At 73.2% G+C, this 25,855-nt stretch carries 22 protein-coding genes; 9 read left to right on the top strand and 13 right to left on the bottom strand.

Features of this window, described 5'->3' with window-relative positions; all coding sequences use genetic code 11:
• Positions 1–31: 31 nt before the first annotated feature.
• Both ACIQWA_RS01230 and ACIQWA_RS01235 read right to left on the bottom strand, forming a co-directional pair.
• The gene (locus ACIQWA_RS01230; RefSeq protein ID WP_402476561.1) at positions 32–607 is read right to left on the bottom strand and encodes an O-methyltransferase; all 576 of its coding nucleotides are present in this window, start codon (positions 605–607) and stop codon (positions 32–34) included.
• Positions 608–853: 246 nt separating this feature from the next.
• Positions 854–1,513 (bottom strand): AAA family ATPase, encoded by a 660-nt coding sequence (locus tag ACIQWA_RS01235; protein WP_402476564.1) that lies wholly within the window; start codon positions 1,511–1,513, stop codon positions 854–856.
• Positions 1,514–1,705: 192 nt separating this feature from the next.
• On the opposite strand from ACIQWA_RS01235, the gene ACIQWA_RS01240 reads away from it, so the two are divergent.
• Together ACIQWA_RS01240 and ACIQWA_RS01245 are read left to right on the top strand one after the other, a co-directional pair.
• Positions 1,706–3,253, top strand: coding sequence for an AMP-binding protein (locus tag ACIQWA_RS01240; RefSeq protein WP_402476567.1), 1,548 nt, complete (start codon positions 1,706–1,708; stop codon positions 3,251–3,253).
• 150 nt (positions 3,254–3,403) lie between these two features.
• Entirely contained in the window at positions 3,404–3,586 is a 183-nt protein-coding gene (locus ACIQWA_RS01245; RefSeq protein WP_360240896.1) for a hypothetical protein, read from the top strand.
• 43 nt (positions 3,587–3,629) lie between these two features.
• Here the strand turns inward: ACIQWA_RS01245 and ACIQWA_RS01250 are convergent, their stop codons facing one another.
• From ACIQWA_RS01250 to ACIQWA_RS01260, 3 genes are all read right to left on the bottom strand, one after another.
• Positions 3,630–4,619, bottom strand: a complete 990-nt coding sequence (locus tag ACIQWA_RS01250; RefSeq protein ID WP_360240893.1) for an ABC transporter ATP-binding protein — start codon at positions 4,617–4,619, stop codon at positions 3,630–3,632.
• A 196-nt stretch (positions 4,620–4,815) separates the two neighbouring features.
• The gene (locus ACIQWA_RS01255; protein ID WP_402476570.1) at positions 4,816–7,620 is read right to left on the bottom strand and encodes a hypothetical protein; all 2,805 of its coding nucleotides are present in this window, start codon (positions 7,618–7,620) and stop codon (positions 4,816–4,818) included.
• Positions 7,617–10,946 carry an FtsX-like permease family protein gene (locus tag ACIQWA_RS01260; protein ID WP_402476573.1) on the bottom strand — a complete coding sequence of 1,110 codons (3,330 nt, stop codon included), beginning with the start codon at positions 10,944–10,946 and terminating at the stop codon, positions 7,617–7,619. Before ACIQWA_RS01260 ends, ACIQWA_RS01255 begins: the two co-directional genes overlap by 4 nt.
• A 405-nt stretch (positions 10,947–11,351) precedes the next feature.
• Here ACIQWA_RS01260 and ACIQWA_RS01265 point away from each other — a divergent pair, with 405 nt between their 5' ends.
• Positions 11,352–12,086: an ABC transporter ATP-binding protein gene (locus tag ACIQWA_RS01265; RefSeq protein WP_402476575.1), complete on the top strand. Its 735-nt coding sequence runs from the start codon at positions 11,352–11,354 to the stop codon at positions 12,084–12,086.
• Between the two features lie 611 nt (positions 12,087–12,697).
• Here the strand turns inward: ACIQWA_RS01265 and ACIQWA_RS01270 are convergent.
• Positions 12,698–14,320, bottom strand: coding sequence for an alpha/beta hydrolase (locus tag ACIQWA_RS01270; RefSeq protein ID WP_402476578.1), 1,623 nt, complete (start codon positions 14,318–14,320; stop codon positions 12,698–12,700).
• A gap of 312 nt (positions 14,321–14,632) precedes the next feature.
• Positions 14,633–15,289: a TetR/AcrR family transcriptional regulator gene (locus ACIQWA_RS01275; RefSeq protein ID WP_402476579.1), complete on the bottom strand. Its 657-nt coding sequence runs from the start codon at positions 15,287–15,289 to the stop codon at positions 14,633–14,635.
• Positions 15,290–15,463: 174 nt separating this feature from the next.
• On the opposite strand from ACIQWA_RS01275, the gene ACIQWA_RS01280 reads away from it, so the two are divergent.
• Positions 15,464–16,645, top strand: coding sequence for an FAD-dependent monooxygenase (locus tag ACIQWA_RS01280; RefSeq protein ID WP_402476580.1), 1,182 nt, complete (start codon positions 15,464–15,466; stop codon positions 16,643–16,645).
• A 194-nt stretch (positions 16,646–16,839) separates the two neighbouring features.
• Positions 16,840–18,327, top strand: coding sequence for a purine-cytosine permease family protein (locus tag ACIQWA_RS01285; protein WP_402476582.1), 1,488 nt, complete (start codon positions 16,840–16,842; stop codon positions 18,325–18,327).
• Positions 18,328–18,467: 140 nt separating this feature from the next.
• Here ACIQWA_RS01285 and ACIQWA_RS01290 read toward each other — a convergent pair whose 3' ends face one another.
• Both ACIQWA_RS01290 and ACIQWA_RS01295 read right to left on the bottom strand, forming a co-directional pair.
• Positions 18,468–18,845, bottom strand: a complete 378-nt coding sequence (locus ACIQWA_RS01290; RefSeq protein WP_402476584.1) for a bleomycin resistance protein — start codon at positions 18,843–18,845, stop codon at positions 18,468–18,470.
• Between the two features lie 115 nt (positions 18,846–18,960).
• On the bottom strand, positions 18,961–19,527 hold the full coding sequence (locus ACIQWA_RS01295) for a dihydrofolate reductase family protein (RefSeq protein WP_402476587.1): 567 nt from the start codon (positions 19,525–19,527) through the stop codon (positions 18,961–18,963).
• Between the two features lie 257 nt (positions 19,528–19,784).
• Between ACIQWA_RS01295 and ACIQWA_RS01300 the strand changes: the two genes are divergently transcribed.
• On the top strand, positions 19,785–20,201 hold the full coding sequence (locus ACIQWA_RS01300; RefSeq protein WP_402476589.1) for a hypothetical protein: 417 nt from the start codon (positions 19,785–19,787) through the stop codon (positions 20,199–20,201).
• Positions 20,198–20,629 carry a thiol-disulfide oxidoreductase DCC family protein gene (locus ACIQWA_RS01305; protein WP_402476592.1) on the top strand — a complete coding sequence of 144 codons (432 nt, stop codon included), beginning with the start codon at positions 20,198–20,200 and terminating at the stop codon, positions 20,627–20,629. Before ACIQWA_RS01300 ends, ACIQWA_RS01305 begins: the two co-directional genes overlap by 4 nt.
• 285 nt (positions 20,630–20,914) lie before the next feature.
• Here ACIQWA_RS01305 and ACIQWA_RS01310 read toward each other — a convergent pair whose 3' ends face one another.
• Positions 20,915–21,481, bottom strand: a complete 567-nt coding sequence (locus tag ACIQWA_RS01310; RefSeq protein ID WP_402476594.1) for a DUF4232 domain-containing protein — start codon at positions 21,479–21,481, stop codon at positions 20,915–20,917.
• A gap of 384 nt (positions 21,482–21,865) precedes the next feature.
• Here ACIQWA_RS01310 and ACIQWA_RS01315 point away from each other — a divergent pair, with 384 nt between their 5' ends.
• Together ACIQWA_RS01315 and ACIQWA_RS01320 are read left to right on the top strand one after the other, a co-directional pair.
• Entirely contained in the window at positions 21,866–22,126 is a 261-nt protein-coding gene (locus tag ACIQWA_RS01315; protein ID WP_402476597.1) for a hypothetical protein, read from the top strand.
• 146 nt (positions 22,127–22,272) lie between these two features.
• Entirely contained in the window at positions 22,273–23,481 is a 1,209-nt protein-coding gene (locus ACIQWA_RS01320; RefSeq protein WP_402476600.1) for a response regulator, read from the top strand.
• 102 nt (positions 23,482–23,583) lie between these two features.
• On the opposite strand, the gene ACIQWA_RS01325 is transcribed toward ACIQWA_RS01320, so the two are convergent.
• The 3 genes from ACIQWA_RS01325 to ACIQWA_RS01335 all read right to left on the bottom strand — a co-directional run bounded on the left by ACIQWA_RS01325 (position 23,584) and on the right by ACIQWA_RS01335 (position 25,753).
• On the bottom strand, positions 23,584–23,907 hold the full coding sequence (locus tag ACIQWA_RS01325; protein ID WP_402476602.1) for a hypothetical protein: 324 nt from the start codon (positions 23,905–23,907) through the stop codon (positions 23,584–23,586).
• Positions 23,908–23,990: 83 nt separating this feature from the next.
• Positions 23,991–24,944 carry a hypothetical protein gene (locus tag ACIQWA_RS01330; protein ID WP_402476604.1) on the bottom strand — a complete coding sequence of 318 codons (954 nt, stop codon included), beginning with the start codon at positions 24,942–24,944 and terminating at the stop codon, positions 23,991–23,993.
• Between the two features lie 122 nt (positions 24,945–25,066).
• The gene (locus ACIQWA_RS01335) at positions 25,067–25,753 is read right to left on the bottom strand and encodes an alpha/beta fold hydrolase (protein WP_402477840.1); all 687 of its coding nucleotides are present in this window, start codon (positions 25,751–25,753) and stop codon (positions 25,067–25,069) included.
• Positions 25,754–25,855 lie beyond the last annotated feature (102 nt).

Here is a 25,855-nt window from a genome sequence, read left to right on the forward strand (position 1 = left end):
CCCTCCACTCATCCCCCGCACCGTGCCGTGATCAGGCCCGTCGCACGGCCAGCACGGCCGAACTGCCGGGCGTGGTCAGCACCTCGCTCGCCTCCAGCGCCGGGTGCGTCAGGTAGTGCAGGCGCAGCCGGTCGACCTCACCCCCGTAGCGGGGCGGCCAGTGCGGCGAGGGCGTGAAGTCGTCCATGAGCAACAGGCCGCCAGGGGCGAGCAGTTCGACCACGCGGTCGGGGTCGTCGCGCTTGCCGCCGCCGTCGCAGAAGAACACGTCGAACGGCGCGTGTTCCTCCAGCAGCCGCCAGTCCCCGTGCAGCACCTGCACCCGTTCGTCCCCCTCGAACAACGCCGCAGCCTCCCGGGCCAGTCGCCCGTCCCGCTCGACGGTGACCAGTCGGCTCCCCGGCCCGAGCCCGCTGCGCAGCCAGGCCGTACCGACGCCCGCACCCGTGCCGCTCTCGGCGACCGTCCCGCCCGGCTTGGCCGCCGCGGCGAACGCCAGCAGCCGGCCGACCTCCCGGGTGCAGCTCTTCCCGAACCCCAGCCGGGCGGCGCCCCGCTCGGCCGCCAACACCCGCTCGGGAACGCCCCGTTCCACCTCGTCCGCCATCCGCCCGCTTCCCCTCCGACTCCGGACGGACCATCATGCCGTGCTCGCCGAACCGATGGCCGGCCCCCCAGTTCCTCGCGGCGGGCCCGCCGCCGGGCCGAGTCACCTATGCCGCCGGGCTCTGGGAGGAGGTCGACCGGGCGCCGTTCGGGCTGGTGGCCGCAGCCGGCCGTGCTGGGTCACGGTGAGGGTGGACGCCGACCTCCTGCGCCCCTCGGGCTCCACCCCGTGGCCCACCGCTGATCCTCAGCGCACCGCCCCGAAGGCGACCGCCGCCGCCCTCGACCGGGAGACGGCGTCCAGCAGCAGTACGGAGGCCGCCTCCGGGGTCGGCGGCGGTCCACCGGACCGGGCGTACCGGGTGAACGCCGCCGACAGCACGGCCAGACCCCGGTGGTGCCGGGCGAACACCCGGGCGGAGGCGTGTCGTCCGCGCGCCCGCTGGCCGTCGAGGGCGGTGGCGGCGCCGACGTCGAGCAGCACCAGGTGCAGTTCGCGGCCCTGCCGGTCGGCCTCCCGGGCGAGCCAACGTCGCATCCAGGCGCGGCTGCCGCAGTCGTGCACCAGCAGCGGTCCGCCGCGCCGTACCGAGCTCCGCAGCAGCCGGACGTGCTCCAGTCGCGCCCACGGCCGGTAGACCGCGTACGGCAGGCGCGCGGGCATCACCGCCTCGCAGGCCTCGTGCACCGTCCGCGGGTCCACGGTCGCGGCCTCGCCGCCGGCCGCCCAGCGGCGCAGCAGCGTGCTCTTGCCGGCTCCCGGCAGGCCGGACACCACCACCACGGCCCCGGCCGGGTACCCCACGACGAAGCGCACCCCGGCCTCGCCGCGCAGGTCGAGCACCCCACGCGGCGCCAGCACCGCCGCCGCCGTCATCTCCGCCGTCCCCGCCTCGCCGCTGTCCACCGCTCCCCGTTCCCCGTTCCCCGTCCGATCGACCGCCGACCCTAACAAGCCGGGCGCCCGTCCCCGCACGACGCCGACGTCGACGTCGACGCCGACGCCGACGCCGACGCCAGGAGCGGGCCCCACCCGCACGGCACCCGTGGTGCCGCCGCACCCTAGACTGACGCCTCGTCAGACACGGGAAGGGTGGGCATGACAGAGGCTGGCGGGACGTACACCGGGCTGGTGCTGGACGGATTGGCGCGGGATCCGGGCCGGACAGCCCTGTCCTGCGGCACCACGGCGCTGACCGCCCAGGACTGCCTGGACTCGGTGTTCCGGACGGCCCGCGCCCTGGACCGGGCCGGGCTCGGGCCCGGGGACGGCGTCACCGTGCTCGCCGGGAACACCCCGGAGGCGGTGCTGGTGCGGCTGGCGGCCAACCTGCTGGGCTGCCGGGTGGCGATGCCCGGCCCGGACCTCCCGGTCTCCGAGCTGGTGGCGCTGGCCGGGTTCGCTGAGACCGCGGCACTGGTCTTCGACCCCCTCCGGTACGCCGCGGCGGCCGGGTCGGTGGCGCGGGCGCTGCCCGCCGCGGGGGCTTTCGCCCTCGGCCCGACGGCCTTCGGCACGGACCTCGCGGAGCTCGCCGCGGCCTGCTCCGCCGCCCCGTTGGAGCCGCGCTGCCGCCCCGAGGACGTGATGGCGATCCGGTTCACCAGTGGTACCACCGGTCGGCCGAAGGGCGTGCTGCGCCGCTTCGCCCGTCCGCCCCGGCCCGCGCTGTTGTCCGGGGCGTCCTTCCTGCTCTGCACCCCGCTGGCGCACGGCGGCGGCACGAGTGCGGACCTCGCCCTGGCCGCCGGGGGCGCGGTGGTACTGCAGGAGGGGTTCGCGGCCGAGGAGGTGCTCACGGCCGTGGAGCGGCACCGGGTGTCCCGGGCGTACCTGCCGCCGCACCTGCTCTACCGGCTGCTGGACGACCCGCTGCTGGCCGGGACGGACACCGGCAGCCTGCGCCGGGTCGGGTACACGGGCTGTCCGCCCTCGCCACGCCGGCTGGCGGAGGCGACCCGGCGGCTGGGCCGGGTGCTGCACCAGACGTACAGCCTGACGGAGTGCGGGCCGGTCTCCCGGCTGAGCCCGGACGAGCACCTGGACCCACGGCTGTTGACGACCGCTGGGCGCCCGTACCCGGACACCGGGGTGCGGATCCTGGACGAGGAGGGTGCGCCGCTGCCGCCGGGCCGGACCGGGGAGATCTGCGTCCGCACCCCGACCGCGATGGCCGGTTACTGGCGGGACCCGGAGCTGACCGCGCGGGTGCTGCGGGAGGGCTGGCTGCGCACCGGGGACCTGGGCAGCCTGGACACGGCGGGCTACCTGACGGTGTCGGGCCGACGGGACGCGATAGCGATCGTCGAGGGGCACAATGTGTTCCCTCATCAGGTCGAGGAGCCGCTGCGCAGCCATCCGGACGTACGCGAGGCGGTGATGTTCACCAGCACCGACCCGGACCGCCTGGAGCGCGTCCACGCCGCCGTCGCGGTGGCTCCGCACGCCCGGGTGACGGCGGACCAGCTGCGCCACTGGGCCCGGGAGCGCGGGGACGCCCGGTGCGTCCCGGACGCCGTCCTGCTCCTGCCGGCGATCCCGCTGACCGGGCTGGGCAAGCCCGACCTGCCGGCCCTGCGCGCGCTGGCCGAGGAGCGGACCGGTCAGGCCGTCAGCACCGCCACGGGGGCGCGCGAAGCCATGTGACGCGCCCCTCCTGTGCTTCGAGCGCCCGCGTAGGCCACCTGTTGCGCACCAGTCGACGGGAAGAACCCCCACCGTGGGCACTCGACCGTGCGGGCCGAGCTGCCGATACACCCCGGCGGCGCTCCCTCGCACCGCCCCCAGGAGGCACCCTTGACCTGGCTACGCGTCCTGACCGCGCTCGGCATCCTCGCCGCGGCGGCTGGTGCCCTGTTCCTCTTCGCCCGCTGCACCGCCCCCTCCCGGGGGGAGCGCACCGGCGGAACCGCGCCGCCCGACCTCCGGCAGGAGGCCGAGGGCAGCGGCCTCTTCCAGCGGACGGGCGGCGACGGCTGAGGAACCGCCCCTTCGGCTCCCGCGATCTCGGCTCCCCCCGATCTCAGCTCCCCGCGAGGTCGTCCGGACGGACCTCGATGTGGTCGGCCGCGAGGTCGACCGCCACCCGGTGCTCCATACCGAGCGACTCCAGGAACTTGACGGGCAGCTGGACCCGTCCGGCGCGGTCGAGCATCACGTACTCGCGCTCGCTGACCGACTCCTCACCGTGCTCGTCCGTCACGGTGCGGCGCAGCACCTCGCTGCTGGTCCGCCCGTCCCGGATGGCCACCGTGCGACGGACCTCGCCCGCGACCATCGGGTCGTGGGTGACGATCACGACGGTGGTGCCGAGCTCCCGGTTGACGGTGCGGAAGGACTCGAAGATCACCCCCGCGGTCTCGGAGTCCAGCTCACCGGTCGGCTCGTCAGCGAGCAGCACCGGCGGGTTGTTGGCCATCGCCACCGCGATCGCGACCCGCTGCTGCTGACCGCCGGAGAGCTCGTTGGGGCGCCGGTGGGCGAGGTCCCCGATCTCCAGGGCCTCCAGCAGCTCGGCCACCCGGGCGGCCTGCTGCTTCGAGCCGCTCGCCCCGCTCCGTCGGCCGCGCAACTGCATCGGCAGCGCGACGTTCTCGGCGGCGGTCAGGAACGGCAGCAGGTTGCGGGCGGTCTGCTGCCAGATGAAGCCGACCACCTCGCGGCGGTAGCGCAGCCGTTCCTTGGCGGCCATCTCCAGCAGGTCGCAGCCCGCGACGGTGGCGGTGCCCGCGGTCGGCACGTCGAGGCCGGCGAGGATGGTCAGCAGGGTCGACTTGCCGCTGCCGGAGGCCCCGACCAGGGCGACCAGGTCACCCTGCTGGATGGTCAGCTCCAGACCCTGCAGGGCCTGGACCTCGATCCCCTCGGCGCTGAAGATCCGGACCAGCCGGTCGCAGACGATGGCCGCGCCCGCTCCGTAGGCCTTGGGCGAGGCGGCGGCCAGGGCCCGCTGCCGGAGCTCCTGCAGGCTGGGAGCCTCGACCGCCGGCCGCTCCTGGGAAGTGCTCTTCACGGCTGCTCTCCTGTCTCGACGGTCCGGTAGGTCCGGTCGGTGCGATCGGTCTGTGCGGCCCGGCCGGTCTGTGCGTCCCGGCCGGTCTGTGCGGTCCGGCCGGTCGGTGCGGTCCGGCCGGTCGGTCCGGTTCCGGTAGCCGGTCCGGTGCAGGCCGTTCCCACGGCGGCGGCCCCGGCCGGTGCCCGTCGCGGTGTCATGACTGTTCCCCCGCTCGGAGTTCGGTGGCGATCTGGCGTCGACCGGCGACGAGGGTCTCCAGGACGATGCCGAGGCCGACCAGCAGGGCCAGGCCCGCGGTGGGCAGCAGGACCGGCAGGAGGACGGGGGTGATGACCTCGCCGACCTTGGCGCCGACCAGGGTGGAGATGTCGAAGGCGCCGCCGAGCAGGGCGACGGCCGCGAGGGCGACCAGGCCGCCGCCGACGGCGGCCGCGAGGGTCTGCGGCAGTGCCTCGGTGATGATCAGCGCCAGGCCCTGGCGGGGCCGCAGGCCCATGGTGCGCAGCCGGGCGAGGACGGCGGTGCGGTCGGGTGCGGCGCGGAACAGCGTCAGCAGCACGGCGAGCAGAGCGTAGCCGGCTCCGGCGGCGGCCGCGTACCAGAACAGCCGCTCGGCGGCGTGCTGCAACGGATCGTCGGCGAGCGCGGTGACCGTCTCCGCGCTGCTGTGCACCGTGTACCCCACGGGCAGGCCGTGGGTTCCCTTGCCGGCGGCCGCGGCGTCGTCCGCGACCAGCTTGGCCAGACCCGTCGGCTGGGCGCCGCCGTTGTCCCGCAGGGCCGACCTGACCTGCTCGGGGTCGATGTCCCCGACGGCGAACCACTTGTTCACCCGCTTCGCGTCCGGCAGGCGCTCCCAGGCGGGACCGGCCGGAACCACGACGAAGGGCTTGCCCGGGTCGGGCAGGGCCGGGGTCGCGGCGACGGTCGCGGCGACGCTCAGGTGCAGGTCGTTGCCGTTGGGCGTGCGCACCCGGGCCGGCCCGGCGGCCAGGCGCTTGGTCAGGTCGCGGCTGACCAGGGCGGGTACCGGGGTGTCCCGGCCGCCCGAGGTCCCGGCCAGCTTCGCCGGGTCGAACTCGCCGACCCCGACCGTGCGGGAGATCTCGGCGTAGGCCGCCGGCTCCACCATCACCAGGTACGCCTCGGTGTAGTCCTGGTCGGCGCCGACGAAGCGGGCCTTGGGCTCGACCCAGACCGCGGTGGAGGCGTGGACGCCGGGCAGGGCGTCGGCGGCCTTGGTGAAGGACTCGCCGAGGGTCGCGTAGTCGGGCAGGGAGACGCCGATGTCCCCGCCGGTGGCGATCCGCGCGGCCCGGGTGCGGACGTGGTCGACGGTGTCCAGCACGGTGGCACCGAAACCGGTGGTGGTCACGGCGATCAGCAGGGCGAGCAGCGGCAGCACGGAGGGCCGGCGCCGCCCCGTGCTGTCCCGGGCCGCCCGGGCCAGGCCCAGGAACGCGATCAGACCACGGCCCCGCCCGGCCAGCGCCGCCAACCGCCCGACCACCACCGGTTCGATCCGCGCCAGCACCAGCCCACCCGTCACCGCCAGCAGCAGCGGCGCGGCCACCAGCAGCGGATCCAACCCGCCACCCGTGCCCACACCCCGGCGCCTCACCTCGGCCACGGCCGCCACGGTGACCGCCAGCACCGCCAGCTCACCCACCAGCCGACGCCGACCACCGGCCCCCCGCCCACGCGACCACAACAGCGCCGCGCGCGCCGGGAAGGCCAGCAACGCGATCAGCGCCGCCACCGCCGCCGCCACCATCGCGCCCTCCCAGCGCGGCGTCGGCAGCAGCACCACCGCCAGCGCCGCACCGGCCACCGCCGCCGGCAGCACCGTCACCGCACCCTCACCCACCAACCGCCCCAACACCCCGGTCCGCGAACCACCACGGGCCCGCAGCAACCGGATCTCCGCGCCGCGCCGGTCGGTGGTCAGCGCTGCCGCGAGGAACAGCACCACGATCGCGACACCCGCGACACCGGCCGGACCGATCGTGCTGAGCGGCAACGACGCCCGGTAGCGGTCGTCCGCCCGGCTCAGGATGTCGGGGAGGCTGGAGCCGGTCCGCAGGTCGCCCCGCAGGGTGGCCCTGGACAGGGCCGTGGCACCGGGCCCGGTCAGGAAGGAGCTGACCGCGGTCCTGGTCCGGCCGAGCTGGTCGGCGCGCAGGGAGGCGGGGTCGACGGGCAGCCGCCAGAAGTTCTCGGCGCCCGCGCCCCAGCGGGCCAGCGCGGGCAGGCTGTCGCCGTCGACGAACCCGCTGGTCGCCCAGTGCTCGTGCTCGGGCACCGGCTTGAGGCAGGCCCGGGCCGGGCAGCCGAGGTTGTCCCAGAACGGGTCCTGGGGGTCGTTGATCCGGTAGAAGCCGACCACCACGGTGGTCCGCTGGGCGCCCGGTCCGTCCACGCCGTTGTCGATGACGTCACCGAGCTTGATGTGGATGGTGTCGGCGGCCGTCCTGCTCAGCACGATGGGCAGCGGACCGTCGCGGGTGCCGGGAGTCGGCCAGGTGCCGTCGGTGAGGGTGGCCCGGTCGGCCAGGTCCTGGAGGTAGAACAGCCCGAGCTCGGGGTCGGTGCTGTCCGAGAGCCGGACGTACTCCCGATTGCGCATGGTGCGCCCGCTGAGGGCGCGGGTGCCGTGGGCCTGGCCCGCCTGGGCCAGCGTCAGCTGTCGGCCGACCGTCCCGGTCAGCTGCCGCTGCACCCGGTCGAGCACGACGGCGTTGTCGTCGCCCTGCGTCCGGGAGGTGACCTGGAGGCTGGTCGCGTTGAGGCCCTTCTGGCCGACGAAGTCGTGCAGCGCCGCGTCCGCGCCCCGGTCCGCGATCCGCGGGAAGGCCGCCGCCAGGAAGACGGTGACGAATGCGAGCACTGCCATGAGCAGCGCGGCCAGCGGGTTCGCCCGCAGCCTGGTGGGGACCCAGCGCGCGGGGCGGTGGGCAATGTCGGGGACGGGCACGCGGGTGCCGGCCTGGGTGGTCACATCTCCTCCACGTGGCGCAGCCGGTTGGCCACGTCTCGACGGCGGCGTCCGATCAGGAAGGCCGACAGCAGCGGGGCGACGGCGATCGCGGCCGCGAACAGCAGGGCCTGGCCGACGGGCAGGTCGATCAGGGCCTCGGGCAAGGGGCGGTGGGCGGCGGGTGTCAGGACGACGAACGGGACGATCAGGTGGACCAGCAGGGCGCCGAGGGCGAGCCCGACCGTCCCGCCGAGCCCGACCAGCAGCGCCTGTTCGGCCGCGACGGTACGGGTGACCTGCTTGCGCGGCGCGCCCAGGGCGAGCAGCAGCGCGGAGTCCCGGGCGCGCTCGTGGGCGGAGCCGGCCACCGCGGCGACGAAGCCGATCGCGGCGAGCAGGGCGGTGACGAGCGCGATGGCCATCAGCGCGTTCTGCGGGGCGGCGCCCACCGGGTCACTGAGCATTCCCTCGGTGACCTCGTCGTAGAGCTGGACGTCCTGGGTGCCCGGGGCGGCCCGCAGCGCGGCGGCCAGTTCGGCCGGAGCGCGGTCGCCGGGCCCGGTGGCCGGCAGCCACCACTCGGCGTGGCTGGGCAGCGCCCGGCCCTGCGCGGCCAGTAGCCGCGCCACGGTGTCGAGGTCGACGACCAGCGCGCTGCGGCCGCCGACCGGCACGGCCTCGATCGCCTTGGTGATCTTGACCGGGACGACGCCCCCGGCGAACGGCACCCGGACGACGTCGCCGGCGGAGCCGCCGATGAGTTTCAGGTAGTCCTTGGTGGCGACTCCGGACACGGTCGTCGGAGCGTCCGCCCCGGCGATGCCGAGAGCGGCCCGCAGGGAGAGGCCGGTGCCCTTCGCGAAGCGGTAGGCGGCGGTGAACAGCCGCCCGGCGTCAGCGGGTTCGGGCGCGACAGTGACGAACGGGGGCTCCCCGCTCCTGAGCGCCGGTCCGTCGACCAGGTCCCCCTTCCAGGAGAGGCCGGCCGGCACCGGGACCTCGGTCGCGGGGCCGTCGGCGCTGTCCGAGACGGCCAGCCGGCCGACGGTGACCTCGCCCTCGGCCCGGTCGCTGTAGGAGACGGTCGCCCCGACCAGGGTCAGCGGCGCGGCGACGGAGCCCATCGGCGCGTCGACCAGCGTGGTCAGCGGGGCCGAGGCGTGCTGCCGGCCGCTCACCGGGAGGCCGACGAACGGGGCCTTGTGGACGTAGCCGTTGCGGTCGCGCAGCAGCAGGGTCACCTCCGGCGGGGAGGGGGCCATCGGGTACCGGCCGGTGTACAGGCCCGTGGTGTCGACCGTCTGCCGGATGGACAGGTCCGCGTCGATCCGCAGCGGGCGGCCGGGGAGCGGGACCCCGCCCTTGACGCCGGTCGGCGCCGGCTGGGCGAGCGGGCCGAACACCGCCGCCCGGTCGGCCCCGTCGAGCAGGTCGGCGCGGATCGGGACGCGGTCGGCGACGGCGGCCGTGTCCAGGGCGAGCAGCTGGCCCGTGCCGTTCTGGAGCGGCTGCTGCTCGTGGTAGACCGGGATCAGCCGGTCGCCGCCGGGCAGTGCGCCGTAGCGTCCGCCCTGGCCCATCAGCGCGGTGTGGGCGGCGGAGATGCGCAGGCCGCCGGCCGTGCCGAAGGCGGCCTGGTCGCGCTGGGAGGCGGTCCAGGTGGCGTGCTGGCCGAGGGCGAGCACGCCGGTGGCCACCGCCATCACCAGCAGCAGCACCGGCCCGTTGGCCCGGGCGGGCTGACGGGACAGCTGCCAGCCGACCATGGCCGGGCCGAGGCCGCTGCCCCGGGCGGCGACCCGGGCACCCAGCCGGGCGACCAGCGGCAGCAGCCGCAGCACCACCAGCGTCCCCGCGCACAGCGCGAGGGTGGGGGTGGCGACCAGCAGCGGGTCGACGCCGAGCCGGCCGGAGGAGTCGGCGGACAGTCCGCCGCCGTACTGGTCGAGTTGCTGGTAGGCGAGCACGGCCAGGGCGAGCACCGCGAGGTCCCCGCCGTTGCGGACGATGCCGGAGACCACCGCCTGGCGGCGGCCGGCCTTGCGGCGCAGCGCGGCACCGGCGCCGCGCAGCAGGCCGGGCGCGCTGGCCAGCGCGATGCACAGCAGGGCGCAGGCCACGGCCACCGGCCAGAGCGTCCAGCTCAACCGGGTGTCCAGGGCGACCTGGTGGGCGCGGCCGAGGCCGGCCAGGACGCGGACCAGGAACGGGGTGAGCAGGGGTGCGAACACCGCGGCCGGGAGGGCGAGCAGCACCGCCTCCAGGGCGGTGAAACCGCCGAGCCGGGCGCCGGAGGCACCGCGGGCGGCGAGCAGTTCGTTCTCCCGCTCCTGGCGGGTCGAGATCAGCCGGACCACCAGCAGCAGGGCCGCGGCGGCGAGCACGGCGAGTTGCAGTGCGCCGATCAGCAGGGTGGACCGGGCGACCATCAGACTGGCCGACAACTCGTGTACAAGGTCGGGAAGTTCGGTGGTGGCGGCGAGACCGGAGGTCTTCCGCAGGTCGTCGGCCAGGGGCTGGACCCGGTCGCCGATGGCCTCGGCCGTGTCCTGGTCGACGCCCGCGAAGTCGGCGTCGAGCAGCCAGCCGCGGCTGCTCTGCGGCAGGGCACCGGCCGCGAAGGCGCTCCGGTCGACCATCATCGGGCCGTAGGTGGTGAATCCGCCGGTCTCGACCTCGTGGCCGCCGACCGGGTCGATGCGCCAGTACGCGGCGAACGGGTCGGCGGCCCGGTAGACGCCGGTCACCCGGACGGTCAGCGCCGTGCCGTCGAGCCGGTCGGTGAGCGGGACGTCCACGGGCAGCGCCTGGGCGGTCAGGCCGAGCCGGGCCAGCATGGTCTGCGGCACGGCGACCTGCGGGGCCGCGGAGCGGACCGGACCGGTGACGGCACCCGGCCAGGCACCGGCGACCAGGCTCACCCGGGAGCGGTCGAGATCCGCGAGGACCGTCAGGTCGACCTTGTCCGTGCTGGACTGACCGCCCGCCGGAGCGCCATGGGCCGCACCGGTCCCGGCCGCCGGGGCGTCAGCGCCCGACAGGCCGAAGGAACGGCTGCGCAGCAGGCTGTCGGTGTGGACCGGTAGATCCCCGAAGAGCTTCTGCCGGTAGGAGGCGAGCGCCTCCTCGTCCTTCTGCCGCTGGTCGGAGCCGTGTTCCGCGGTCACCACCACAGCGGTCCGGGCATGGCCCGGTCCCTGGAGCGCCTGCCGCAGGCCGGCCTGGCCGACACTGCTGTTGAAGGTCACCAGAGCGGTCAGTACCGCCGTGGTGATCAGTACCGTCAGCAGGACGGCAGCAGCCAGCGGCAGTCGCCCGCGCACTCTGCGCACGACGAAGCCGAGCATCAAGTTCCTCCCCCGGTCTCAGACCCGGTCGCGATCCAGCCCCCACCCGTCGATCCGTTCCGGACCCTCGTCGGTCACGGACGGGCACCCCATGGGCGTACCGGCGCAGTGATCACCGGCATCGGTCGCCGGATAGCGGACGATGCTGTCAGATCTGATCCGGGAACGGAAGGGACTTGCGCGAATCAAGTAAGCAATGAGCAAATTCTTTCTATTGGCGACATCCCAAGCAGGGAGAAGCCGATGAAATGCCATGCACACTTCATGACCTCGGGTTCGCCGACCTCCTTCTGACCAGGGAACTTCTCTTTTCCGAATTCTCTGCTCGGGAGGCTGAACCCACGAAACCACCTCATCCGTTGACCCGGACAGAACCGGGTAGTCACCACCCCAGGGGGACGCCGCATGACGCAAGACCAGGCCGCCGACACCACCTTGACGGCCACCGGCCCGATGGTGGCCGTGTCCGATCTGCGGCGCAGCTTCGGCAGCGGGGAGCGGGCCGTCCACGCCCTGCGCGGCATCGACTTCTCCATCGAGCGCGGTGAACTCACCGCGCTCAAGGGCCGCTCCGGATCCGGCAAGACCACCCTGCTCAACCTGGTCGGCGGCCTGGACGCACCGACCAGTGGCAGCATCGTCCTGGACGGCACCGACCTCGGCGGCCTGGACGAGGACGGCCGACTCGCCCTGCGGCGGGAGCGGATCGGATTCGTCTTCCAGTCCTTCGGACTGATCCCGATGCTCACCGCCGCCGAGAACGTCGGCGTGCCGATGCGACTGCGCAAGGTCCCGCCGGCCGAGCGCGAGGAGCGCGCACACACCCTGCTCGCCCTGGTCGGCCTCGCCGACCACGCCAACCAGCGGCCCGGCGAGCTCTCCGGCGGCCAGCAGCAGCGCGTCGCGATCGCCCGCGCGCTGGCCAACGACCCCGGCCTGATCATCGCCGACGAGCCCACCGGCCAGCTGGACTCGGAGACCGGCCGCTCGATCATGGAGCTGCTGCGCGCCGTGGTCCGGAGCGAGGGCGTCACCGTCCTGGTCGCCACCCACGACCCGACGCTGATGAACCTCGCCGACCGGGTCATCGAACTCCACGACGGACGGATCCTCGAGGAGGAGCCGGAGCAGGCCGCCTAGCGGCGGCGGGCCGAGGCTACGGGGGGACTACGGGCCGGGGTACGGGCCGGACCACGGGCCGGGGTGCGGCGGGCGGTAGGCCAACGCCCCCGCGACCCGGCCCCGCTCTGCCCAACCCGGCGCCGCTCGGCACAGTGCAACTCGGCTCAGTGCAGCTCGCTTCGGCGCCCCGCGCGAGCCGCGGCTCAGGAGCGGACCGGCCGGAGAATTCGTTTCGCATGCGCTTCCCCCGCTTTCTCGGGTTCGAGAGAGTATGGCGAGCGGCACGCTAACAGCCGTATTCGGCTTTGTGAATTCATTTACGACTTAATGTGACTGTACGTCATTTCCTGTGCCCTGGAAGCGGGCTGCCGCACCGATAAATCAGGTGCCGATTGTCAGTGGCATCGACTACGGTCCACCGCAAGTCGCTGGAATCCGCTCCACCGGGAGGTTCGATGACGATCTTCTGCCGCGTTCTCCACCATCTCCGCGCGCTCCCCGCCCTCCGCACTCTGCGCTGCCTCCGCTCGCCCCGGAGCACGGGCCGCCGCACACGACTGTGGTGGCCGACGGGATCGTCGGCCACCACAGCCCCGGCCTCAACGGCCGGTCGTTCGAGAGGAGATCCCTCAGGCCGCCGGGAAGATCTCGGCGTCCGGCTTGAGCAGCTGGCCCGGCTGCGGCGCGGTGCCGTCCACCAGGTAACGGGTGACCAGCGCGTTCAGCGCCTTGCTACGGCCGACGGCGCAGTGCTCGATGGAGTCGACGCTGACCAGCACGGCATTGCCCAGCTCCTGCTGCATCCGCTGGGCGAACTTGTACTGGGTGGCCGGGTCGTAGAGGTTGCCGACCACCATCACGGTGTTGGAGGTCTTCTTGTTCCAGGGGCCGGTGAAGCGCTCGGCGTCCCGGGCCGGGGCCGGCCAGCTCGCGCACGCCGGGGCGTCGAAGGCCTGGTAGCGGCCGAAGGTCGGCGACTCCTTCTCCCACGCGCGGGCGACGTTGGCGAACACCCGGTCGTTCGACGGGTACGGCTTGTCCTGGCAGTTGACGCCCATGTAGGAGTCGTCACCGGCGTACTCGGAGTCGGCCGGGGCCTCGCGCAGCGCCCGCGGGACGTTCACCGTGAGCTGGTTGGCCTCGTCGTCGGAGACGTTCGCCTTCGGCGCCAGCAGGGCGGCCGCGGCCGGCTTCTGCATCACCTGGTAGGTGGCCTGCAGCGACTTCGCCAGCGGAGCCAGCTTGGCCTGCGAGTACAGCGCACTGGCCACCTCGCTGGTGAAGCTGCTCAGCGTCACCTGGGAGCCGTTCGCCAGCGTGATCGGGCTGGTCCGCAGGTGGTCGCGGAGCGCGTCGAACTTGGCGCGGGTGTCGCCGTCGCCGAAGGCACAGCGCGGGGCGCCGGCGGCCTGGCAGCGCTTGAGGAACTCGTCCAGGGCGATCTCGAAGCCGCCCGCCCGCTGACGGTCGTACTCCAGGCCGTTGTGCAGGCGCAGGTTGGGGTCGACGTTGCCGTCGACGATCACCGCGCGCACCTTGTTCGGGTACATGGCGGCGTAGGTGGAACCGATCAGGGTGCCGTAGGAGAACCCGGCGAAGGTCAGCTGGGAGTCACCGACGGCACGACGCATCCGGTCGAGGTCGCGGACCACGTTGATGGTCGACATGTGCTCGATCAGCGGGCCGGCGTTCTTGCTGCAGGCGTCGGTGTAGTCCTGGTCGGCGTCCAGCGTCTCGTCGACCTCGGCCTTGGTGACGGGCACGCCCACCATGCGGTTGTTGACCGCGTCGGCCTCTTCCTGGGTCTTGAAGCACTTGAGCGGGTTGCTCCGGGCCACCCCGCGCGGGTCGAAACCGACCAGGTCGAACTTGGCCTGCACCTCAGCGCCGAAGCGGGTGGTGGTCGCCCACATGTAGCCGCTGCCGCCGGGACCGCCCGGGTTGAGGAACAGCGAACCGATCCGCTTGGCCGGGTCGCTGGCGCGGTGCCGCATCATGGCGATGCCGACCTTCTGGCCCGACGGGTCGTCGTAGTCCAGCGGCACGGGGTAGACGGCACAGTCGAAGCCGCCCGGATCCGGCTTGGTCGGGTCGGGGTTACAGGGCTTCCAGTCGACGGGGTCGACCTTCGCTTCGGCGGCCGCCGCACCCGGGGCCTGGTCGATCGGCGCGGCCGACGCGGCCACAGCGGTTCCGGTGACAAGGGCGAGCGCGCAGGTGACCGCTCCGGCCAACGTGGATATGCGGGACAAGGAACCTCCTCCGTACTGAAAGGGCGGCCCCAGCCTGTCAGTCTGAGATCTCCCTGTGAAGACCTCGTGGCGGCGGAATTGTCCCTGACTTCCTGTCGCTCTCCCCCGGAACATTCTGTGAATAAACCAACTTGACGGTTGATTGACCTGACGGCAGTTCACCCACACCCGATGGATGAACGGCGACCGCCGGCCGGGCCGTGGGCTTCCGGCGTCACCCCCGGCCCGGGGCTCGACCGCTATTCGGCGATCGGCTGCGACAGAACAAGGCTCACCGTCCTGGCCACCCACCCGGCCGCCTCCCCGGCCGCGCTAACCGCCCGTCGCCCCGCGGAGGGCGGCCGTCACCAGCCCCTGGAGTTCGTCGGGCCCGGTCTCACCGCCACCGACCAGGCGGTCGAAGACCAGCCCGTCGATGCAGGCCAGCAGCGTGGCGGTCCGCCCGTCCGGGTCGGCGACACCCTGATCGGCCAGGAAGGCCCGGACGACGGCCCGCCCCGCGTTCTCCCGCGGCACGAGGATCTCCCGCAGCTCGGGGTCGCGCACGCTCTCGACCGCACAGGCGTACCGGGCGAGCGAGCGTCGCCGCCCCTCACCGGTCAGTCGGCGTCGCATCAACTCCCGGATGCTCTGCACCAGTTCGTCCGCCGATCGGAGCACCGCCCGCTCCCCCAGGGTCTGCAGTTCACGCTGGTCCAGCTCGACCAGCCGTCGCACCAGCGCGGTCAGCAGCGCCTGCCTGGTCCGCAGATAGGCCGAGGTGGTACCGATCGGCAAACCGGCCGCCGCGTCCACCGCCCGATGGGTCAGCCCCCGCACGCCCGCGTCCGCGAGCACGCCGATCGCCGCGTCCGCCAGCACGGTCCGTCGGTCCGGCCTCGCGACAGCGCCCTCGCCGCCCCGCCCCTGCTCCTGGTCCCGCCCCTTTCCCTGATCCTGCCCCTGGCCCTGGTCCCGATCTCGCCGCATCCCCCCTTTCTACCCGGCCGACACCTCCCGCCGGAGCGGCGCCCCACCCCCCGGCACCCACCCCGGGCACCCACCCACCAGCCCGACCCCACCCCTCCACCGCCCCCCGTAAGCCCGTAGTACGCTCCTTCTGCAGCTGTAGAAGGCAACACGGCGACAGGGGAAGGACCGGGCATGAGCAGCGGCAACAGCGCGGTGGTGGTCGGGGGCGGGATCGGCGGACTGGCCGCCGCGATCGGGCTCCGACTGGCGGGGTGGCAGGTGACCGTGATCGAGCGGGCGGCCGTCCTGGACGACGCCGGCGCCGGGATCTCCCTGGCGGCCAACGGAATGCGGGCACTCGCGACGCTCGGGGTGGCGGAGGCGATCGAGGCGGTGTCCCGGCGGCAGTACACCGGCGGCACCCGCACCCCGGACGGCCGCCGCCTCGCCGCAATGGACGGCGCGGCGCTGGAACGCGAGCTGGGCGCACCGATCGTCGGCATCCCGCGGGCGGACCTGCACCGGATCCTGCGCGAGGCCCTGCCCGTCGAGTCCCTGGTGATCGGCGCCGAGGTGACCGACCTCGACACCAGCGCCCCCGACCGGATCACCGTGAGCCACGGCAGCAGCACCGTCGCGGCCGACCTCGTGGTCGCGGCCGACGGCATCAACAGCCGGATCCGACGCCGCCTCTTCCCGGCCCACCCCGGGCCGGCGTACAGCGGCTCGACCGTCCTGCGGGCGATCACCGAGCGCCCGGTCGCGGGGCTGACCACCGACTTCGAGCTGACCTGGGGCCACGGGGCCGAGTTCGGCCACATCGCCTTCCCGGACGGCCGGGCCGAGTGGCATGCCGTCCTGAACGCCCCGGCCGGGGTCCGCTACCGGGACCCGTTGGCCGAGGTCCGCCGCCGTTTCGCCCGCTGGCACGACCCGATCCCCGCGCTGCTGGCGGCGACCGACCCGGAGGCGGTGCTGCACCACGACGTCAACGCGCTGGCCACCCCCCTGTCCTCGTACGTCTCGGGCCGGGTCGCGCTGCTCGGCGACGCGGCGCACGCCATGACGCCCCACCTCGGCCAGGGCGCCTGCCAGGCCCTGGAGGACGCGGTGACCCTCGCCGCCGCGGTCGCCGCGAGCCCGACGGTGGAGGGCGCGCTCGCCCGCTACGACGCGGTCCGCCGCCCGCGCAGCCAGACCGTGGCCCGGGACGCCCGCCGGGCGGGCCGGATGGGCCAGCAGCTCGCCAACCCGCTCGCGGTCGGCCTGCGCAACGCCGCGATCCGCCTGACTCCGCCCGGCGCGATGATGCGGACCGTCCTCAAGCACGCCGACTGGACGCCGCCCCGGATCGCCCCAGGCGCCGCGGCCTGACGGGCTGCGCCACCGAGCGGCGGCGCTCCAGCACGGGAGGGCTCCGGGTGGCGAGCGGCGAGCGGCAGGGCAGTGCAATCGGGATGCATCCGGAACAAAGTAGGATGACTCAACTCCCGCGCTACGCGCGAAGAGTTCCATAAATGTTCCATTTGCCCGATTTACTACCGCTTCACACGCCCGGAGCCCCCCTCATGGACAACACGTCCACCGCCGACACCGCCGCCGGCGCGATAGAGACGCGCGGAATCGAACCCGTCCCCGACCACGAGCGTCAGGGCAGAGTCCGCGAGCTCTTCCCGACCTGGGTCGCGGCGAACATCAGCGTCCTGCTGCTCACCATGGGTGCCGCCCTGGTGGTGCTGAACCAGCTGAACTTCTGGCAGGTCCTGATCGTCGCCGCGTGCGCCGCGCTGGTCTCGTTCGGCCTGGTCGGAGTGCTGTCGGTCTCCGGCAAGTGGGGCGGGGCGCCGGGTGCGACCCTCTCCCGGGCCACCTTCGGGGTGCGCGGGAACCTCTTCCCCGGCGCGATCCTGTGGATCGCCCGGTTCGGCTGGGAGACGATCAACGCCGTCACCGGCGCCTACGCCGTGCTGACCGTGCTCGACCTGCTCTTCGGCGTCAAGAGCAACACCGCGCTGATCGTGATCACGCTGTTCGCGTTCGTCGCCTGCACCTTCCTGGTCTCCGGCATGGGCCGGAAGGCGCTCAACGTCTGCAACACCTGGTCGACGTACCTCTTCGGCGTGTTCAGCGTGCTGGTGCTGGGCTACCTCGTCGCGACCATGCACTGGAGCGAGGTCTTCTCCAAGCCCGCGGGCACCACCGCGATGATGATCGCCGGCATCGGGACCATCGCCGCCGGCGGCATCAGCTGGGTCCCCACCGGCCCGGACTTCGCCCGCTACCTGCCGCACTCCGCCTCCGGCAAGAAGATCGTCGGCGTGACGGTCTCCGGCGCCGGCCTGGTCATGGTGCCGATGGTGCTGATGGGCGCCGTGATGGCGGTGGCCTCCCCCGGTCTGGCCGAGGCCGCGGACCCGGTCTCCTTCCTCGGTGACCTGCTGCCGACCTGGCTGGCCGTGCCCTACCTGCTGACCGCGATCGTGGGCATGCTGCTGATCAACAGCCTCTCCATGTACTCGGCCGGCTTCACCGCGCAGACCATGGGCGTCAAGCTGCCGCGCGCCCTGGCCGTCAGCATCAACGCCGTGATCTCGCTGGTCGGCGGCCTGCTGCTGATGCTGGTCGCGAAGAGCTTCCTGGGCTCCTTCATCACCTTCCTGATCCTGCTCGCCGTCTCCTTCTCGGCCTGGATCGGCGTCTACGCGGTGGACATGTTCCGGCGCCGGACGCGTGCGGTGCGCTACGACGCCGCCGCGCTGATGGACACCACCCGGAACAGCCGCTACTGGTACGCGGGCGGCTTCTGCTGGCAGGCGATGGTCTCCTGGGTGCTCGCGCTGCTGTTCGGGCTCGCCTTCACCAAGTGCGACTGGTTCGCCGGCCCGCTCTCCGACACCCCCGTCGGCAAGTACGGCCTCGCCTGGGCCGCCACCATCGTGATCTCCGGCGTGATCATGGCCCTGCTCCCCACGCCCCGGGAGAACACCCCGGCCACCGGCGACCAGCCGGCCGCCGCGCACGCCGCCGCCGAGCGGACCGAACAGGTCACCGTCTGACCCCGGCAACACCCGGACCCGAACCTCGGGCCCACACCCCGGACCGCCCGGTCGCAGCGACTCAGCCGAGTCGAGGCGACCGGGCGGTCCCGTTTCCACCTGCCCGAGAAACACTCCCCGTGGAACGACGACCGCAGGTCTCAGCCGGCCGCCGGGCTGCCGACGCGCAGCAGGTTGCCGCTGCGGTCGACGAGGGCGAACTCCCGCATCCGGTAGTCGGTGCCGTGCACCGGCTCGAGCCGGCTGCCGGTGGCCGGGTCGGCCGGAACCCCGATCCGCGCCCACTCCCGGTGCCATGCGTCCGCGTCCCGGACGTGGAGGTAGCAACTGCCCGCGGTGGCCAGCGGGTCCACCCCCGGTTCATGGCGGAAGTGCAGCTCGACCGTGCCCCGGACGACGATCAGGTAGCCGTCCGGCCCGTCCCAGCGGCCCCGGGGCTCAAAGCCGAGCCGGCCGTAGAACTCCTGGGTCTCGTCCAGGTCCCGGCTCGGCAGGACCGGAACCGCGTACTCGTCCATGCCGGCACCCTACCCGCGGCCTCAGAACGGGGTGTTGACAGAGCGTCATACCGTTGCGCTCGGCATCTGAGACGACGCGCGGGAGGAGAACCGACCAGTCGGGTACTCGAACTGCTCAGCGCCTCCTCTCGTACCTGGCCAGGAGCACTCCCCCGGGGAACGTCCGTGTCTCCACCAGGTTCAGGTTCACCCAGCTGTCCAGCGCGGTGAAGAACGGCGTGCCGCCGCCCACCAGGACCGGATGGGTGGCGATCACGTACTCGTCGATCAGCCCGGCGCGCATGGCGGCCCCGGCGAGCGTTGCGCCGCCGATGTTCATCGGACCGCCGTCCTCGGCCTTGAGCCGGGCGATCTCGGCGATCGCGTCGCCGGTGACCAGGCGGGCGTTCCAGCCGACCTCGTCGATCGTCGAGGAGAACACCACCTTCGGCGTGACCCGCCAGTTCCGCGCGAACTCGATCTCCGCCGGGGTGGCGCCGGCCCGCTGGTCGCCGGTCGGCCAGAAGGAGCTCATCGTGTCCCACAGCTTGCGCCCGTACAGCGACAGGGCGCACGCCTGCTCCAGTTCGAGCCACCACTGGAAGAGCTCGGGGCTCGGCGGTCCGCTCCAGCCGATGTCGTCGCCGGCCGCGGCGACATAACCGTCCAGGGTCAGGTTCATGCCGTAGATCAGTCTCCGCATCGCCCAGCCTTCCGTCCGTGGGTGTCCGGCGTACCGACCAAGCGTGCCGCGGGAAGCTCATCGGCGCACGGACCCGGGACCGGTCGCCACGTCGGCGTGGCCGGGGTCGCCGAGGACCGACGGTGCCCTGCACGGCGGCGACGTTGCAAGGGTCCGCGATCACCCCCCCCCGCCTCACTTGAACGCGTTCAAAATTGCGCTACAGTATTCCTCGACACGGTTTTGAACACGTTCGAAACATGAAGAGGAGTAGTCCCGTGGACTACACAGTCATCAGCTACGCCGTCTATCTGCCGGTCGCCACCGGTGTGACGGTCTGGGTGGCCCGTACGCTCAGCCGGAACGGCCGGATCTTCCTGGCGGACGTCTTCGCCGGGGACGACCGGCTCGCCGACGCGGTCAACCACCTGCTCGTGGTCGGCTTCTACCTGATCAACCTCGGGTTCGTCGCGCTCTGGATGCGCAATGACGAGCAGGTGGGCGACGTCCAGGGCATCTTCAACGCCCTGTCCTACAAGCTCGGCACCGTCCTGCTGGTACTCGGGGCGATGCACCTCGGCAACGTCTACGTGCTCAACCGGATCCGCCGCCGGGGCGCCCAGGAGCGCGAGCCCATGGCAGCGTCGCGCCCGCCGGTCCCGGCGCAGGGCCACGTCAAGCCGGGCGTGGCGTGACCGCGCACGGGTACGAGCCGCCGCCCGTGCGGCGGCTCACCGTGCTCCACGATCCCGCCTGCCCGCTCTGTCGCGGCCTCACCTCCTGGCTGCGCGGGCAGCGGCAGCTCCTCCCGCTGGAGTTCGTCGCGGCCGCCTCCCCCGAGGCACGCGAGCTCTTCCCCGGGCTCGACCACGACGCATCGCTCGGCGAGATCACCGTGGTCGGCGACACCGGCGAGGTGTGGCGCGGCCACCACGCCTTCGTCGCCTGTCTCTGGGCACTGGCCGACCACCGGCCGCTCGCCCGGCGGCTCGCCACGCCGGCCGGTCTCCCGCTCGCGCGGGCCGCCGCCTTCGCGGCCGCCCGGATCCGCGCGGTCACCAAGGGGCCGACCCGCGACTGCCGGCCCAACGCGTGTGACCTCCCCGCTCGTGCGGCCGAGTAGGGTGCTGCTCCGCAGGAAGCGTGGGTGCAGTGCCCATGACCCGCGAGACGGCGGTCGGGCCGGTGCAGAAGGTCATGGACGCCGAGTGCTCCGAGGCCGAGACGGCACGGGTGTTGCAGCAGCTCGGCCGGGCTCTCGCCTGCCCGACCGGCTAGTGGCCGCAAAGTCAGTGGCATTGCGCCTAGCGGTTGAAGGACGCGTTCCCGGCCTCCCGCCAGATCCCGCTCACCGCCTTCTCTCGTTCTCACTTCTCTCGTGTTCTCGCCGAAGGGTGTTGCCGAGGCGTCACCAGGAGGTGGCGTCGTCCATCGACTGCTGCCAGTAGGTGACCTTGAGGAAGTCGTCCACGAAGACGCCCTTGGCGGGCAGCGAGGGCTGGGATCCGGCGCCGACGCTCTCGTTGCCGGACGGGCCGTGGAAATAGACAGCCAGGGAGTTCACCGTCTGGCCGTTGGTGCTGTCGGTGCTGTCGGTGCCGTCGGTGGAGGACAGGTTCACGGAGGCGTAGCCGGACTCGCCGGGCTTGAGCGTGACGACGGCCTGCGGCTTGGAGTCGGCGATCACCGGGGGCACGGACTGGGCCTCCCCGAACCGGACCGCCGGGTAGCCGTACAGGAAGCACCTGCCGCTGCCGGTGTTGGTGACCGTGAGCAGCATGTGGTTCACGGGGCGGTTCAGCGGGGCGGCCGTCGTCCTGGTGTTGTCGCCTGTGCAGGTGACCGACTTGGCCTCCTCCGAGGCCTGCCCGCCGGACGACTTGGACGCGGGGGCGTTCGGTCCGGGCTTCGCACCGGTGGACGCGGACCCGGTGGCCGCGGGCTTTCCGGCGCTGCCGGTCGGAACGGCGGGCACCGGCGTGGTGCTCGGCCCCTTTCGGAAAGTCCCAGCCGCCGGACCGCACGCCCCGTTGGGGACACTGGAACGGCGAAATGCCCCTGACCTGCGGGAACGAGGCGCCCCTGGAACGTCGGAACGGGACGCCGAGGGGCTTCGCGGGCCCTTGCATCCCCCGTCAGTGCGGCTGCCGGTCGGACTGTTCGTCGTCCTGCGTCGCCCGGCGGGCAGCGCGCCGCGCCGCGTCGATCCCGACATCGGTGTTGCCGATCGGTGTTGCCGCCCCGGAAACGGGGGCGCAACGGGGGCCGGACTGTCCATGCTGTGACGCACCGTCAGCTCGGTCCGACTGGCGGGCAGGTCGTGGTCGGCGGAGGCCGCCACGGATCGAGGAGGTTCACGGTGCGGCGTCCGCTGCTGTCGACCAGGGCGACCCTGGTACTGCTGATCGGCGTGCTCACGGGGATAGGTGCGGGCGTCCTGGCCGCCGCTGGGGGCGTGCACGCGGCCCAGTGCGTGCTGTACGGCGCCGGGGCCTTCGGCGTCAGCGTGCCCTTCGTCGACCGGCTCATCGCCGGTCCGGAGCAGGAGCCCGCCGAGAAGGCGCCGGCCGAACGGGCCCCGGCGGGAACGGCTCCGGCCGGAACGGAGCCGACTTCCTGACACCGGCGCGGCCCGGGCCCCGGGCTCCCGGTCCCCGGGCCGCGACCGGACCAACGTGCCGATACACCGACACGCCGACACACCAACACACCGATACTGCAAGGATGGTGCCGTTGTGGAGCCCGTAGGACGCCGGGGGTGACCGAGTGGGGAACCTGCAGCCGCTGAGCCCCGATCTGAACGAGGAGTGCCGTGCCTTCGCCGAGGCCCTGCGCAGTCTGTTCGCCGGGCTGTGGCCCGCGGTGTCGGTGCGCCGCTACGGCTCGCGCCGGCACCTGAGCCCGGGGGCGCTGTCCCGCTACCTGTCCGGGCAGCGAATCCCGTCCTGGCAGTTCGTCCAGGACCTGCTCACCGACGTGGGCGCCGACCGGGGCACCGTCGCCACCCTGGAGACCGTCGAGCTCCTCCGTTCCCTGCACGCGGCCGCGCTGCGGACCAGTGCCTCGGTGGGCCACGCCGTGCAGCAGCTGCAGTTCCAACTGGCCGAGGCCGACCGGCTGTCGAGGCGCTCGGCCGCGCACAGCGACGTCCTGGGCGACGCCCTGCTCGACAAGAACCACCGCATCGCCGATCTGGAACTGCGCCTCAACCAGTTGGAGAGCGACTGGGCGCGGGAGCGCGCCCGCGCGGACGAGATCGCCGTCTACGTCGACGACCGCGAGGACCTGCTCCTGGAGAAGCAGGACCTGGAGAAGGAGGTCGCCCGGCTGGAGGCCGAGTTGGGCGAGGCACTCCGGCGCCGGCTCGCCGCCGAGGCCCGCTGCGAGCTGCTGGAACGCCAGCTGATCGCGGCGGAGCAACAGGCCGGCGAGGACCCGCTGCGGATCGAGGCGGTCGCGGCCGAGACCGCCGTCCCGGCCGTCACCGGTCGGCCGAGGGTCCTGGTGGTCGACGACCAGCCCTCGAACCTGGTGGCCCTGGAGGCCGTCCTCGCGGCCGCCGACTGGGACGTCCTGGCCGTCACCTCCGGTCCGGACGCGCTCAAGGCACTGCTCCAGCACAACGACATCGCCGTCATCGTCCTGGACGTGCAGATGCCCGGCATGGACGGCTACGCGACCGCGGCCCAGATCAAGGGCCGCGCACAGACCCGCGACATCCCGATCATCTTCGTCACCGCGATCGGCTCCGACCCGGAGAACACCCTGCGCGGCTACGACGCGGGGGCGGTCGACTTCATCGTCAAGCCCTTCGACCCCTGGCTGCTGCGCGCCAAGGTCACCGCCCTGACCGGCATGTACCTGAGCTACCGCGGCACCCCCCGCCCGGCCCCCGCACACCGGCCCCCGCACCCCACCACCGACTGGCTCCTGCCCTCCACCGCCGCCCCCGCTCCCCCGCACCAGCCGTCCTGACCCCGGGCCTTCTTCGTGGCGCAGTCGGGGGCGCGGGAGGTCTTCCAGGTCTTCACGCGTCGAAACGAGACGCCCTCCTCGCTGAGAACGACCGAGCAGGGTTCAGCCCACGACCGCGCCATTGCCAGCGCCGAAGAACTGCTCGTACGAGATGCGGTACTCCTTCAGCGCCTCTCCACGGAAGAGCGCCAGTTCCTCCGCCGTGAGCGGGGCGGTCCGTGCGGCGATCTCCCCCAGGGACTCACCCGCACAGGCCGCGGTCAGCGAGTACCCGGCCCCCCGGTCACAGCAGACCTGAACCAGTGCCGCGCGGACACGAGGGTCATCGCTCTCGCCCAGGTACATGGCGGCGTCCACCCGCTCATCCTCACGCGCTGCAGAATCCAGCACGAGCTTGATCAATGCCTCAATCCGCCATGCCTCCATGCGAACATCCTGCCCGATCAACCCGACAAGTGGCGCCGGTCGGACGCGCGGAGCACACGGGGCGAACGTGGTCTGATGCGGCACTAGCAGGGCTCGGTGGGGCTACGGGTGACGTGCACCGTCGTCCAGTCCGTCGTTCCCCGATCGGGGCTGAACTCGAGCCGTTGGGAGTCACCGCCCAGGAGTTCGGCGCACACCGTGCCCTCGGCGTTCACGGCGCCGTCCACGTTCAGCAGCGTGACGACGATTCCGAACTGCCTGGCGAGCCCGGTGTTCGGATCGTGCGAGGTCACATCGAGGAGGAGGTCGACGGTCGTGGTGTTGGCGGGGTTGGCCAGGCTCATCCTGACGCCGTAGTCGCCGATCGTGTAGGTCTGGGCGAGCGCCTTCTGCTGCGCTGCCGCCGTCCGGACGGCGGCAGCGGAAGCCGATGCGGACGCTGCCACCGACGCGGACGCCGATGCCGCAGCAGAGGCCTCGCCCCGCGCAGCGCCCGACGCCCCGGTGGACGCCGACGACGACGCCTCCGTGCCGACCCGGCCGGAACCACCACCGGTTCCCGGCCTCGCCAGCGCGGCCGCCAGCACACCGTCGGGGGACGCCGCCGGCTGCGGCCTGCCGTCCTCCGGCGTCAGCTCCTGGGCGCTCACCGGACCGATGCGACAAGCCAGATCGCGATCGGTGACGCTGTCCAGGATGCCGACGGCGGCGATGGTGTGCCGGCCGGGCGGCACGTAGTAGACCGTGCGGCCGGCGTCGAAGGCGTGGCGCTCGGTACTCGTGCAGGCAAGGTCGATCGTGTACGCCAGCATGCGGGGAGAGCCGTTGTCGACCGATAGCGCGCACCGCTCCGTTCGCATCCGACCGCCCAGGACGGGATCGACGCCTTCCGATGCACACAGGATGAGTCCCACCTCCGCACTGCGGTCCCGATCCGGCACCGAGGAGGAGCAACCGGACAGCAGGGTGACCGCCGCCAGGGCCGCGGTGACGCACGCGGAGGGGACGGCGGAGGCGGCCAGGGAAGCACGGCGCATGAAGGGGCGCTCCTCAACTCGGGCAGGACGACGCCGACATCCTGCCGCAGAGCGCACCCCACGGGTGGGTGATCCCGACCGCGGGGCACCGACCCGGTTCCGGGGCCGGAGTGCGGGCGCGATCAGCCCCGGGGCGCCATCCCGTGGAGGAGGTGGGCGAGTTCGGCGGGCCTGGTGAACATGGGCCAGTGGCCGGAGTCGATGTCGACGAAGTCGACGTGCTCGGCCCGGGCGAGTTCCGGGGCCTCGCCGGCGGCGATCCACTCCCGGGCCTGCTGCGGGGTGAACTCCGGGCAGACCACCACGACCGGCACCTGGTAGCGGCGGCGGTCCGTCAGCCGGACCACGCCCCTGGCCACCTGTTCGGGGACGGGGACGGCCTCGGCGGCGATGCGGCGGCGGAGCTCCGCGTCGAGGTCGGCGCTATCGGCCCCCTCGAACGGGCCCCAGCCGGGGAAGGGCATCGCGCCGTCGTGGATGGCGAAGAAGTCGGCGTAGGGCCGGCCGTCCTGGTGGGGGAAGCCGCCGATCAGCGCCAGTTTGGCGACCCGGTCCGGGCGGGCGTCGGCGGCAAGCCAGCCGAGGGTGGCGGCGGCCGAGTGCGTCACGACGAGGGGCCTCTCCTCGGCGGCGTCCACGGCGGCGAGGACGGCGGCGAGCTGGTCGTCCAGCGTGGCGGACGAGCGTCCGTCGCCCTGGCCCGGCAGGGTCACGGCTAGCGGGCGGTGCCCCAGCGCCTCCAACGCGGGTACCACCGCGTCCCAGGCGCTGCCGTCGAGCCAGAGGCCGCCGATGAGCAGGATGTCCACGGTGGGACTCACTTCCTTCGTCGAGGTGTGCGGGGAGGCAGCGGAAGGAGGCCGCGAGCGTCCCGGAGCGGACGCGCCGCGCCGCGCCGCGCGGACAGCGTA

The sequence above is a fragment of the Kitasatospora sp. NPDC098652 genome (assembly GCF_044760155.1).
In the GTDB taxonomy this organism is placed as follows: Bacteria; Actinomycetota; Actinomycetes; order Streptomycetales; family Streptomycetaceae; genus Kitasatospora.